The organism is Marinospirillum celere, from assembly GCF_900112235.1.
GTDB classification, from domain to species: domain Bacteria; phylum Pseudomonadota; class Gammaproteobacteria; order Pseudomonadales; family Halomonadaceae; genus Marinospirillum; species Marinospirillum celere.
On the sequence record NZ_FOLH01000003.1, the window covers coordinates 179,421 to 192,755 of the forward strand.

At 50.4% G+C, this 13,335-nt stretch carries 11 protein-coding genes; 2 read left to right on the top strand and 9 right to left on the bottom strand.

Features of this window, described 5'->3' with window-relative positions; genetic code table 11:
* Both BM185_RS07910 and trpE read left to right on the top strand, forming a co-directional pair.
* The gene (locus tag BM185_RS07910) at nt 1–702 is read left to right on the top strand and encodes a phosphoglycolate phosphatase (protein ID WP_091961781.1); all 702 of its coding nucleotides are present in this window, start codon (nt 1–3) and stop codon (nt 700–702) included.
* Complete coding sequence (gene trpE, locus BM185_RS07915) at nt 699–2,195, top strand: anthranilate synthase component I (protein WP_091961784.1); 1,497 nt, start codon at nt 699–701, stop codon at nt 2,193–2,195. The genes BM185_RS07910 and trpE overlap by 4 nt, the downstream gene beginning before the upstream one ends.
* Here trpE and BM185_RS07920 read toward each other — a convergent pair.
* The 9 genes from BM185_RS07920 to BM185_RS07960 all read right to left on the bottom strand — a co-directional run bounded on the left by BM185_RS07920 (nt 2,192) and on the right by BM185_RS07960 (nt 13,154).
* Nucleotides 2,192–5,989 (bottom strand): translocation/assembly module TamB domain-containing protein, encoded by a 3,798-nt coding sequence (locus BM185_RS07920; RefSeq protein WP_091961787.1) that lies wholly within the window; start codon nt 5,987–5,989, stop codon nt 2,192–2,194. The two genes, trpE and BM185_RS07920, sit on opposite strands and share 4 nt — an antisense overlap.
* The gene (locus BM185_RS07925; protein ID WP_218149417.1) at nt 5,986–7,731 is read right to left on the bottom strand and encodes an autotransporter assembly complex protein TamA; all 1,746 of its coding nucleotides are present in this window, start codon (nt 7,729–7,731) and stop codon (nt 5,986–5,988) included. Before BM185_RS07925 ends, BM185_RS07920 begins: the two co-directional genes overlap by 4 nt.
* Nucleotides 7,709–8,536, bottom strand: a complete 828-nt coding sequence (locus tag BM185_RS07930) for a DUF2797 domain-containing protein (RefSeq protein ID WP_091961792.1) — start codon at nt 8,534–8,536, stop codon at nt 7,709–7,711. The genes BM185_RS07925 and BM185_RS07930 overlap by 23 nt, the downstream gene beginning before the upstream one ends.
* A gap of 3 nt (nt 8,537–8,539) precedes the next feature.
* A complete protein-coding gene (locus BM185_RS07935; RefSeq protein WP_091962736.1) occupies nt 8,540–8,797 on the bottom strand; it encodes a YeaC family protein in 258 nt (85 codons plus the stop codon).
* A 5-nt stretch (nt 8,798–8,802) separates the two neighbouring features.
* Nucleotides 8,803–9,657, bottom strand: coding sequence for a rhomboid family intramembrane serine protease (locus BM185_RS07940; protein WP_177203513.1), 855 nt, complete (start codon nt 9,655–9,657; stop codon nt 8,803–8,805).
* A 117-nt stretch (nt 9,658–9,774) separates the two neighbouring features.
* Complete coding sequence (locus BM185_RS07945; protein ID WP_091961798.1) at nt 9,775–10,776, bottom strand: metallophosphoesterase; 1,002 nt, start codon at nt 10,774–10,776, stop codon at nt 9,775–9,777.
* A gap of 11 nt (nt 10,777–10,787) precedes the next feature.
* Nucleotides 10,788–11,678 carry an NAD(+) kinase gene (locus BM185_RS07950; RefSeq protein ID WP_091961799.1) on the bottom strand — a complete coding sequence of 297 codons (891 nt, stop codon included), beginning with the start codon at nt 11,676–11,678 and terminating at the stop codon, nt 10,788–10,790.
* Nucleotides 11,678–12,190 carry a porin family protein gene (locus BM185_RS07955; RefSeq protein ID WP_091961802.1) on the bottom strand — a complete coding sequence of 171 codons (513 nt, stop codon included), beginning with the start codon at nt 12,188–12,190 and terminating at the stop codon, nt 11,678–11,680. Before BM185_RS07955 ends, BM185_RS07950 begins: the two co-directional genes overlap by 1 nt.
* A gap of 79 nt (nt 12,191–12,269) precedes the next feature.
* Nucleotides 12,270–13,154, bottom strand: coding sequence for a carboxylate/amino acid/amine transporter (locus BM185_RS07960; RefSeq protein WP_091961804.1), 885 nt, complete (start codon nt 13,152–13,154; stop codon nt 12,270–12,272).
* Between the last annotated feature and the right edge of the window lie 181 nt (nt 13,155–13,335).

The window sequence follows — 13,335 nt, forward strand, 5'->3', positions numbered from 1 at the left end:
ATGCAACTTCACCCACAACTCCAAGGCTGCCAGCTTTTGGCTTTTGACCTGGATGGAACCCTGATTGACTCGGTGCCTGACCTGGCCACAGCCGTGGATTGCACACTTGAACACTTGGGTTTACCTGCTGCAGGTCAGCAGCGTGTACGCAACTGGGTCGGTCAGGGCAGCCTGGCTCTGTTACAAAAAGCCCTGACCAACAATGACCAGGGTGAGCTCTTTTTGGATAAAGAGGACCCCAGGTTACTAGAGGCCCACAGCTATTTTTTGGAAACCTATGATCGCTGCAAAGGGGAAGCAACCTGCCTTTACCCACAGGTAGAAGAAACCTTGCTGGCCCTGCAGAATCTGGATCTGCCAATGGCGGTCATCACCAATAAACCCCTGCGCTTTGTGCCGGGTATCCTGGAGGCGTTAAATATTGCCTCCTGCTTTCAACTGCTCTTGGGTGGCGACAGCCTAGATTATAAAAAGCCCCACCCGGCTCCCTTATTAGCGGCGGCTAAATATTTTGGCAGCCAACCCGAGAAATCTGTTCTGGTGGGAGACTCCCGTCATGATATTCAAGCGGCCAAGGCTGCCGGTTTTATCAGTGTTGGTGTACCCTATGGCTACAATCAGGGTGAACCCATCAGTAGCAGTCAGCCTGACCTAGTGATCAACCAACTGAGCGAATTGCTGAATCAAGGATTAGCCGAATGACCCCCGAACTCTTTGCTTCTTTGGCCGCCCAGGGCTATAACCGCATTCCGGTTGCCCGTGAAGTTCTGGCCGACCTGGACACACCCCTTTCGACCTATATGAAACTGGCTCAGGCACCCTATACCTACCTGCTGGAGTCCGTTCAAGGGGGTGAAAAATGGGGGCGTTATTCCATTATCGGCTTGCCCAGTGACGAACGCATTGAAATCCACGGCCACAACTTTAGTCACTACAAGGCTGGGGACTGCTTGCGTAACGAGGAAGTGGCCGATCCCTTGCAAACGATTGAAGACTTCCAGGCTGGTTTTAAGGTCGCACCCCTTCAAGGGCTGCCCTTGTTTACCGGTGGGCTGGTTGGTTACTTCGGGCACGAAACCATTCGCTATATAGAGCCCAGGCTCAATGCCAACTCTCAGGCTCGTGACCAAGCCGATCCTTTGCAGGTACCCGATATTTTATTGATGGTTTCCGAAGAAGTAGTGGTTTTTGATAACCTCTCCGGCAAACTCTATCTGATCACGCATACCGATCCAGTTAACCCGGCTGCTTTAGATAAAGCCTACCAGCGCTTGGAAGCCCTGGAGGTTCAACTGCGTACGGCCACGCTAACCACCACCAGCCCCGGAACAGGACGCGAACAAGTCAAAGAAAGCGATTTCCAGGCAGGCTTCAGCGAAGCGGATTTCAAGCAGGCAGTCGGCAAGATCAAGGACTATATTCTGGCCGGAGATATTATGCAGTGTGTGCTATCACAGCGCATGAGCTTACCCTTTCAGGCCCAGTCACTAGACCTCTACCGAGCACTACGCTGCCTGAACCCTTCGCCCTATATGTTTCATTTGCAGCTGGACACTTTTCAGGTAGTCGGCTCTTCACCCGAAATTCTGGCTCGTCTTGAAGAGGGTGAAGTAACCGTCAGGCCTATTGCGGGAACGCGTAAACGTGGCAGTAATGAAAATGAAGACCAGGCTCTGGAAGCTGAACTCTTGGCTGATCCCAAGGAAAGAGCCGAGCATTTGATGTTGATCGATTTAGGACGCAATGATGTTGGTCGTATTGCTAAAACCGGCAGTGTTGAAGTCACCGACACCATGACGGTGGAGCGCTACTCTCATGTCATGCATATTGTCTCCAATGTTGTCGGCCAGCTCAAACCCGAACTAACCGCTCTGGATGTCTTGCGCGCGACCTTTCCGGCAGGCACCCTGTCAGGCGCACCTAAGATCCGTGCTCTGGAAATTTTGGATGAACTCGAACCCGTTAAGCGCGGGGTCTACGGTGGCGCTGTGGGTTATCTGGGCTGGCAGGGTAATATGGACACCGCCATTGCAATCCGTACGGCCGTCATTAAAGAGGGCGAAATCCATATCCAGGCCGGGGCCGGGGTAGTCGCCGACTCGGTTCCCCAACTGGAATGGGAGGAAACCCTGAATAAAGGCCGGGCTGTCTTCCGTGCCGTTGCTATGGCTGAAAAGGGGTTGGATAACCTTTAGTAATCCACTTCCCAAAAGATATCGAGCGAGTTTTCAATGGAGTTGACCACTTCAATATAAAGTTGACGGGTCAACTCATAGCGCACGGCAACCCGGCTGATATCTTCATAAATCCCCACACCATAGCGAACACTCAAGCGCCGGTTTAAATAGCCGGCAGCAACCACACTGGCATCACTGCCTTCACCCTCGGTTGCCAACTCAAAGTCACGTATCCCTACGACCTCACCCACGCGGCGGGTATAATCAGCAACGCCAGCCAGCCCAAGTGACAAAGCTGCTGTATTGACCGCATTTTCATCTGTTTCAGTTTGCAAGGGTCGCCCCAGTACCAACCAGGCCAAAGCATTTTCGCTAGACATTGCCGGTTCTGAAAAAATCTCAGTTTCCGGTTCATCAATTCTTCCAGTCACCCGAATGCCAACCAGAACATCCTGTATTTCCCGAATCGCCTCTATATCGAGAAAGGGAAGATCGATAGGACCATTGAAATTCAGCCTTGCCCTACGCAAACGTAGATCCTGCCCCCAGGATTGATAGGTTCCCCTAACCAGCAAGAGCTCTCCCCGGGTATCCATACCATCACCGACTCTTAAGCGTCCTTCCAAGTCAGCTTCCAAACCAAAGGCATTGAGACGCAAGCGATCGCTGCCAATAATCAGTTCAATATCCATACTAAATCCGGCGACCAAGGCTGGCTCAGGCTCTGGCCGATTCCTGACCCTGGCATCACTGGAAACCCTGACGGCCTGCTGGGGTAAGCGTTGAATTTCAATATTGCCACTGGGAATGGCCAGAGTTCCTCCTAAATGCAACTCACCTGCACGCAAGGTCAAACGCAGGTTAGGTTCCAATTCAAGGCCTGCCCAGGGTTCAACACGAATATCAATTTGCCGGCCACTGATATCCAGTAAGCCTTCCAAGCCGTCTTCCCAGTTCAATTGACCATCCAGACGCCCCGAACCCCGTCGACCCGCTTCAAAATCACCGCCCAATCTGGCTTCTCTAGCTTGCAGAGTAATCACTGCATCCAGACGACTTAAATTGACCGGCCATTGCAAATCACTGGCCGAAACCTCAATTAAGCGTAGTTCCCCCCAAATTTCAGGAGCCAAGAGTTGCCCCCTAATCTCACCGGACCCCTGCAGCTTGCCATCCAGATCATCCACATCCAAAAAGGGTAAGAGGAGTTGTAAATCTGCATCTTCCAGAAGATAGCGCCCATTTAGAGAACGCTCACCCGTTTCTGGGTCGGCAAACAAAGCCAGTTGTAAATCCAGTTCACTCAGCCCCAACTGCTCGCCATAAAGCTGCCAGTGCACATCCAGGTAATCGGGTCTTAATTGCACCGCCAGCTCAAGCTGCTGGTAGGAAAAAGGAATCCATTCTTCTATTCGATTGATCTCATCGACCTGATAAACCAGGAATTCGCCACCATTGGCATCTAAAAACAGGTCAGCATGCAGACCATCCGGCTGCCAATCCATGCTTACTTCACCCTGCATCCGCCCTTGCCATTGCAAATTATCCGGTAACAAAAAACCCAGGCCTTCCAGATCAAAGGGTTCCATTGCATAGCTCAGGATCCGGCCACCTTCCTCTTGTGGCTTCCAGCCTCCATCCAAGGTCATGCTGAAATTTTGACCGGTATAATCGCCACTCAGTCTTAGTCGGTGCTCTTCAGCCAAGCCTTCCAGCTGCAAGCGCAGATTTTCAAGCTGCAGGTCATCACCGATCTGTAACTGCTGAGCAAGCACTTGCCATTTGATCGGCTGTTGACCTAAAGGACGGGAAATTAATCCCGAATACTCCAAGGCCCAGGCCATTTTTTGAATTTCAATGTCCTGCCAGCTGACCTGTCTTGCTGAAGCTCGAAGACGGTAATCACCCTGTAAAAGGCTAGTTTGTAGGCTCGCCAAATCAACTGAGGTCTTATAGCCATTGATCAGAGCGGGCAGACTGGCATGAGCCGTGACAACCAGGTCACCATCCAAGCCTTCCACCCAAGGCTGGGTTAAATGTTCCAAATCGGCCAAATGGCTGGAGAGGCTGGCTTGCCAGAAGTCCGAAGTCAGTAATAACTTCGCTTGTAGGTGTTCTTCGCCCGCACCCTGTAAACTAATAGTCGGTAGATGTAAGGAATAATAACGCTGAGACCCCTGCCATAGCAGATCAAAATCCAAATTGGCTAAAAAGGGAAAATCTACTCGCTCTAACTCACCCTTCAACTGACCTTGCAGACCTAACTCCAAGTCTTCAGCCCAGCTCAACCATTTTTCAAGTGGCGATGAGGGCTCATTAAGATTCAAAGGCTCCAAGGGCTGGGATAGGCGCGCACTGGCACGCCCAAGGTTCAGCAAGCTGTGCAAGGGTAGTGTTGATGAGAAGCGGGTTTCCAATTCCAACTCATCGCCTTGCAAATCCAGATGGGTATCCAGATACCCACCCAGACTCAGTTGTCCTTGCTGAAGACTGGCTTGAAGAGTCAGTGAGTCTTCACTCCAGAAAGGCGTCCAGGGCTCATTCATGAATGCCTGCCAGGGAAAGCCTTCACCCAGAAAAGTCTGCCAATCCAGATGCAGCTGGGCATCAGCGGTTTCTCTGCCCTCTCCACCCAAAGAGAATAAAGAAGCCCAATCACTTTGCCCGGATAAAGTCAGTTGTCGCTCCGGGTGATAGGCTAGCTGAAGTTTTTCTAACTGAAGGTCTGTTAAATCCATAGTCAGGGCTAAATCCAGCAGGATCAATTGCTGCCCAGCTAAGAGCTGACCTTTGGAATCAAGACGCCAGCCTTGCTCCAAATCACCGGAGAATTCCAGATTCACATGATCTAAGAGAAAGTTGCTATCTAACTTCTGGACGGCTACAGGTGGCGGTAGAGATCTGGCCTGCCAGAAATCCGAACTCGAAACTTCGGTCGCCTCCAGCTGCACACGCAGCGGTAACTCAGCAGTAAAAAGTGCCAGCTCAGCTGTTGCTTTGACCGGCAAACGGTCAGCTGCCAGCTCTCGAATTTCCAAGACCTGCAGACTTCCGCCTGCCTGCGCCTGTAATTGCAATCCCTGCCAGCCAGCCTGCAGATCCAAAGCCAGTGCCCAATCGCCCTGCATATCCAAATGCCCCTGAGCTTGCAGAGGAGAGTGACTATCCAAGGGCAACCAGGGAGTGTGTAGGCTTAGGTTTTGCCACTCAAGAGTTACGTCTTGCCAGCGAGCGTCCTGCAAATAGATGGCATTTAAATGCTCTTGCTGGTTAAACGTCAGACTGGATAAACGTACTTCATCGACCGTTAGAGGCCAAGGCATGGCTAGCTCAGGAAGCTGAATTTCTGGCATACGAAAACTATCCCAGCCAGAGTCTTCACTGGTGGCTGTTGCTTCTGCTTCAGAATCAGTAGCGGGAAAACGATCAATATTTAACGCCGTTGCTTCAGCAGAGCGCACACAGACAGCAAATCTGAGCAGACAAAGGGGCTGCCAGGCTATTTGTAAATTTTCCAGTTCGACCCGGGTTTCCTCGCCCTCCCAGCTAAGCTTCTCCGCTTGCCAATCACTAATCAAATAACCACTAAAGCCTTCAACTTGAACACCTGGAGCTTGGCGTAGTAACCAGCTGCCTCCTGGCTCACTGGCAAAAAGCCATAGAAAACCCAATAACAAGAAGAGAGTTAGCAGGCTGATACTGGCGGAAGCCAAATAAAGCAGCCAACGCAGAATCAAGCGCAACCATAGAAGGGGCAGCAGCAAGCGCGCCACCAGTCGTTGCCTGAAATAGAGCCAAGCGCGACTAATCATATCTCTGGCCCCAAGGTAAAGTGAATCCGCCAGCCACCCAGATCATCATCCAACCCCTGAGCAATATCCAGGCGCAGTGGACCAACCGGCGATACCCAGCGTATCCCTGTCCCCACACCTACTTTGGGTTCCTGAAGGTCTTCTGGTTCCAAAACCGCATCACCGGCATCCACAAAAAAAGCCCAGCGCCAGCGCTCTGCAAAGGCATACTGGTATTCCAGACCTGCCGTTGCCAGGTAGCGTCCACCAATCAAGCGCCCGTCACTGCCCTCAGGAGCTAACTCCTGATAACCGTAACCGCGAACACTTTGGTCACCCCCGGCAAAAAAGCGCAAGGAAGCAGGTACCCGGTTAAATTCATTGGTTGCCGTTCCGCCGGCACGAAAACGTGCCAGGAAACGGTGGTGGTCCCAGAGCGTGGTCAGCCCCCTGGCCAGGAAAGTAACCTGTAAAATATCAACATCCGAAAAATAATCCTGCCGACTACCTTCAACATCAATCTGTAAGCGGTAGCCTCGAGTTGGATCAACACGCCGATCACCCTGAAAGTAGCCATAGCCTATACCAGGGAGTGTCAACCAGGTGGCACCATCATCTTCACCAACGCGAAACTCTTCGCGCTCGCCTCTTAATGAAAGCACTCGCTCCCAGTTATTGCTATGCCGGTAAAACCATTGGATAGCCGCCCCATAGCGTCGACTCCTTTGAATATTAAAATATTCATTTTCAACACTACTACTGATCCGCAGCTTGTCAGTCATGGGTGGATCCAGAGGAAACTCGTACCAGCCACTAATACTTTGTTGAGGTTCAGAGACTTGAGTATCCACACCTCGCCGTAGACCTCTCGGATTAACCCAGTGCTGTACCCAACCAGCGCTGGCTCTGGGGCCGATATCGGTTGAAAAGCCCAGACCCAGATTTAAGGTTCTGGGCTTTCTGGCTCTAACCAGGACTTCCACAGGTACATGCAAGTCTTCATCTACTTCATCCGGATCAGCATCAACCAACACCTCACGAAAATAACCACTTTCTCTCAGCTCACGGCTGAGTTCAGCTAGTTGCTGTGTGGAATAGGGCATGCCCGGAACAAAGCGGACAAAACGCTGCAAAAACGCCTCATCCAATTTACCTTCATGATCAAAGCTAACTGGGCCCAAACGGTAACGCGGCCCTGAATCAAAGTGAAGAGTGATATCCGCAATATCTACTTCAGGATCAATCAACAGTTCTTGGACGGTGAAGCCAGAAGAAAAGTAACCATAGGTCAGTGCCTGATTGCGAAAGTGGCGTTTTGCTGATTCATAGTGGCTGTGGTTGAGCGGTTGCCCTCTTCTTAATTGAGCTGTTGAAGGCAGAGTAAACTCAGGTTGCTGGAGTGCTTCACCGACCAGGCCAATACTGACATATCCCAGCATCACCGGCTCACCCGTCTCAACAACCACTCTCAGGCGTGCTGGATCTCCTTCCTCAACAGTCAGTTCCATTTGATAGTTATAGTAACCCAGGGCTTCCAATGCCTTTTCAATTTCACCACGCGCAAAACGTGCATAACGGCGCATTTCACGCGTATTACGATTGGCAACCTCACCCAAGTAGGCTTCAACATTGGTTCTAACCGCCGAATTTTCTGGCTCTAGAATCAATTCGAGATTACTGGCACCCACGCGTGGAACAACCAGGACCAGGAGTAAGAGGCCCCATCCCAGTAACCAGGCTTTATTCGTTGCTAGTAAACGCAACCACATAACCGGCAAATTTACGTAAATTAATGACACCTGTATCCAATAGCAGGTACTGGCCTTTGATGCCAAGCAACTGGCCTTCAATTTGTGGTGTTTTTTCAGGATTCAAGGATTTAATTTTGCTCGGGTACTGGAGAACCGGATACTTGAAAATCAAAGGCTCACCGGTCAAGCGTTGTACTGCTGCTGGAGGGAAGTTTGCTAACTCTTCCTGATAGGCATCAAGGACATGGGTGGCCTCAGCCAGCAAATCCACTTCCGGCACCTGGTTTTTAAGCATGGCCTGCCAAGCCGTTTTATCCTTTAAACGCTGCGCCAAGAGAATCTCAACCTGGCCCGAGGTTAAGCGATCCTTGACCTCAAGTAAGGGTAAAGCAGCAACAGCACCCTGGTCCATCCAACGTGTTGGCATCTGCGATTGGCGAGTGATACCAACTTTCAAACCGCTGGTATTGGCCAAATAGACACTATGGGGCTGAAAGCAATGAGCTTCACCCCAAGCAGGCTCACGGCAGGTGCCCTGATGATAATGGCAAGTTTCAGGCTTAATGATGCAAGTATCACATTGAGCCAGTTTTTTAAAACAAGGGTAGCAATAGCCCTGACTAAAACTTTTACTGGTTTTCCGATCACAATGAATACAGTGAATATCGCCAGAAAACTCCAAACTTAGTTGCTGTCCCAACAAGGGATTAAGTGGCACCTGTGTTTCTGGCTCGGATGGATGGGTCAACCGCAGCTGATAGCTCACCTCCTGTTGGTGCTGGGTGAGCATTTTTCTTAAACGTCCCTGAACCTGCATGAGTTACTGCCCTGAGTTAATAATTTTGATACTCGCTTCTTCTGCCGGGCGTTTTTTCATGGGCTTGGGTGCAATATAGCCCACTCTTTCCTGCTCGGGAATCTGGTTGTTAATTTCATAACGCAGCACAGCTTCCATACTGATTTCCCGCTGCTCACGGGTAAGTGCTTGACCGTTTGGCCACTTACCCAGTTCAACGCCCCGCTTCAATGCCTGATAGATATCCGGGGTCATTTTTTCAATCATTTCTGCAAACTTCATTGCCATCATATCCTCTTATTTGTTGGACCCGAGCGCCAAGGCAGTAAGGCAAAAGCCAAGCCAGCCAGAAGACCACCCAGATGTGCCTCATTGGCCATATTAATTCCCATCGACTGAGACCAGGGCGTCATGCCAAACAACATCCAGATCAGCATAAAAACGACCAGGCCTGGGGTAAGGCCCAAACTCTGCCCGGGATTGCGTCTATCCCATAGCCAGGTGTACCCCAGGTAGGCGTAAACCACACCAGAAAGCCCTCCAAACTGGCTGGAACCATTGATCAAAAACTGTGCAGAATTGGACACCAAAGCAGCAAAAAGGATCAGCAAGATGAGCCGCAAACTCCCTTGATGTCGTTCAATCGCTTCACCCAACACCCAGGTCCAGAGTAGATTAAAGACGAGGTGCATCCAGCCAAAGTGCAACAAAATCGGAGTGATTAAACGCCACCATTGGCCACTGGTTAGGGTTTCACTGAGCGGCAAACTAACCAGTTGACGCCCTTCCACCACCATAGGTGTAAAAGAAACCACCAGAAAAACCAAATAGCCAAAGAGGTATTCAAATGCCAGGGTCACCAGAAAAGCGGCTGCCATCAAGGTCAGGGTAACAGGGCGTTGTTTGAAGAAGGTCAAACCGGGAGACTGCTTTTTTGATTGACCCACTAAAGCGGTATCGCCTCTTTGCCAGGCATCAAGTGCTTCTCGGCAAGCGGGTAACTGATCTGGGTTCACCAGCCAAAAAGCATGGCCTGGGGTTTTCTCATCCGGAAGAATACGGTGGCCTATACCAGCCCGCCAAAGATAACGGGACAAGGGAACAGGGTCTTGGTCAGCTGGAAGTACAAAGAGTTTGAGCATAGGACAGCTATCACCTGGACAAAAAAATGGCGACCCTAGGGTCGCCAAAGCAGGGATCATCATGAGGAAACTACACCTGCTTTGAGATGGTGATTATACGAAAGTTCCCACAGACTTTCAGAATTTCTGGATTTTTTCTGCAGTCATTTCAGCACGCAGCTCTTCCAAGGGTGGGAATTCATCTCTTTGAACTTCTACCCAGACAAATTTCCCTGCATCCAGAGTCGTCTCGCCATCAAAGCGATAAGCCACCAAGCGACCATATTTAACCGCACTATAGTCCAGGCAAGCGAGGTTGGGCCGGATAACTGCCGGAAAGCCCTGACACCAATAGTGCCCAAAGAAGAGATGCCTTTCTTCAGCTGGATAGTAGCTGAGATGCTTTTTATCCTGATCACTCAATAGCCGGCTTTCAAGCTCTCTAGCCAAGCGGTCAGGTTGAAAAAGAATATCGCCCCAAGTACGTGGTTGATCTATCCAGTAGCTGGTTCGAAATCTATCCCGGATAAAGCCGTCACCACTTTTTTGAGTCACACCTTCAGGCAGCTTCAGCCAAGTACCCCGAGTGCAACGATCAACAACTTGAAACTCAAAGCTGCCGGGGACCGCTGAGCGCCTGAAGAAGTCAGTATTCATGCGTGCATCGGGATAGTCTTGCAGAAAAGGGATCATGACCTCTGGGTCCCAGCAGGCGTGAACCACTCTAAAATCTTCATCTTCCAGCGCCAGCGGGATTTCCATAAACCAATCCAGGAAAGCCTGCCATTCGTTTGGATAGGGTTCAAACTGGTCTAGAGTTTCCTGAATGACTCGCTGATGGCGTGCATTGTGAGCCCGTAGTGGCTGCCCCTGCTCATCCTGTGTAAAGTAAGCCAGTGCATTGTACTCATGGTTACCCAGCACCATCCGGGCAGTACCTGCATCCAGCATTTCCCGCACATCATGCAAGGCTTGGCGAATCCGGGGGCCCCGGTCAACAATATCGCCCACAAAGATCACCTGACGCCCCTTGGGGTGACGCCAAGCACCTTGTTGATGACGATACCCCATCAACTCCAGCAAATGGCGTAGGGTATTACCGCAACCATGGACATCACCGATCAGATCAAAACCACGCATTGAGTCGCCCGCTAATAGTTGCTGTGCTGGGTATTCCAACCCAGTTTGCTACGACAGATCTGATAGAAGTCATGGCCCAAAGGATGAATCAATTTGAGCTTATGCGGCTTCTTGCGAATATAAATAACGTCACCGGGTTTAGTGACCAGATGGGTTTGACCATCGCAGGATACATGGGGGTAGGTTTCATTACTTTTGGTAATCAGGATTTTAATTTCACTGTTCCCATCCACCACTATCGGTCGACTGGAAAGGGTGTGGGGAAACATAGGCACCAGAACCAGAGCATCCAGTTTGGGATGCATAATAGGCCCGCCTCCCGAAAGAGCATAGGCCGTCGAGCCGGTTGGCGTTGCCACGATCAGGCCATCAGAACGCTGGTTATAGACAAACTGGCCCTCGATATACAAATCAAACTCAATCATTCGAGCTGATTTGCCAGGGTGCAAAACCACATCATTGAGGCCATCCGCTGAGCCTATGGGCTCGCCTTCACGCATCACTTCAGCATCCAGCAGAAAACGACGCTCCGAGGTATAGTGGCCTTCCAGAACTTCAGCAACTTTGGCTTCCAAATCTGAAGGACTGATATCCGTCAGGAAACCTAAACGCCCACGGTTAACACCAAGAACAGGCACTCCCGTACGCGCCATTGCTCTTGCTGCTCCCAGCAGGCTGCCATCGCCACCAACCACTATGACCAGGTCGCAAATCTCAGCCAACATCTTGCGATTGGCTTCCTGAAAACCGTGCCCCAAAAGAACCGTTGCGGTTCGGTCTTCAACAATAATCTGGTAATGCTGTTGATCCAAAAAGTGCATCAGCCGCTTGAGCGTTTCGACAACGCGAGTACTACCTAAACGACCAATCAAGCCAATATTTTTAAAACCGGTTTTTTTCATCAGAACTTGTAACCTACGCCAAGAGTCAGTGCGTCCAGGTCTGTTTCAACGTTATCAGCATCGGCAGCCATATAGGACATATACTCTATATCCAAATAAAAGGCGCGCGGCAGGTCAAATTCAACACCCAGGCCGTAACCCAGGCCAAAGTCAGTAGTACTTGTGTCCGCCACCTGCAAGGAAGCAGCCGTCAGCCCCAGTTTGGCAAAAGGAGTGAAATGACCGAGAGGCAGGGCAAAGCGGGCATAGCCGCCGAAGAGCCAGTCCAAGCCAACATCATTGTCATTGGTTCCACCATGGCCCAGTTGAACTTCGGCACCTACAAAAGTATTTAGATGCTGGCCAAACCGCAGCTTGAAGCCAAGTGCGCTGTCCCCACCGTCATTCCAGATGTGCAGCCCGCCGCCAGCATAGGTATAGATGTCATTATATTCATCGTAAAAAGCCTGTGCTTTAGCCAAGGGCAGCAACAGAGTCAGGCTCAAAAGCCCTGAGGCTATCCAGCGCTTCATCGGTAAGCTCCTTGTCTAGTCTGTCAATCTTGTTCAAAGCCCGATTAAACACTGAATAAAGCCAGATTGCCAGGAGAATTCAGGCTCTTGCTGCTTCCACTCTTGGCTTCACCCAGGTTTCATTAACCCAGAGTGCCAACAAAATAATGCAACCACCCAGTGTCAGTCTGAGCAGATCAACATCTCGGTTCCAGATCAACAAATTAACCAACAGGCCAGCGGGCACCAGGGCATTATTCATAATGGCCAGGGCACCTGCATCCACCAGGGTGGCTCCTTTATTCCAGATAAAGTAACCCAAGCCTGAAGCCACCAGCCCCAACCAAAGCAGCACACCCCACTGAAGACCGGTTGTCGGTAGTCGATTCCAGTTTCCAAAAAACAACATTCCCAGCAAGGCAACCACCAGAGCACCCAAGTAGAAATAGCCAAAGAGGTCACGCTGGGTCAGATCTGCCAAGCCTCGCTCTGCTTCAACTTGCATAACCCGGCGGTAAGCCACCTGCCCAAAAGCAAAGCACAAGTTGGCCCCTTGAACCAGCAGAAAACCCAACACAAAGCTGCTACTCAATTCATCATAACGAATCACGCCGGCACCGATAACGGCCAGTAAGGCAGTCAAAAGGTACATTAGGGTAAAGCGTTTTTGCAGGAGGTCATCCAGCAGAGTGATATAAATTGGCGTAAAGATAGTAAACAGCAAAACTTCCGGTACGGTCAGGAAGATGAACGACTGATAAAAGAAGAGATACATGACTCCCAACTGGATAGCGCCTATCACCATCAGCTTACCAGCCAGTTGTAAGGGAACCCGCGCAAATTTTAGTAAAGGCAGGAAGACCAGGCTGGCAAGCAGAATACGTACCAGCACAGCAAAATAGGCATCAACACTGCCAGCCAAGTAGACACCGATCAAACTAAATGAAAATGCCCAAAGTAGGGTTATTGCCCAAAGATAAGCCACGCGTTAACCTCCAGCCTTTTAAAAGTTAACGAATTATACTGATTCAAGATCAAAGCTCCAATGCCTTCTTCGCTGACAAGCGCTTTCAGATGAGCAGCTATTTTCAAGTTAACAAAGAATCCTTAAGGGTCTATGCTGAAGGAAACTATCCAAATAGCTTAAGATCCAACGACCTGGACGC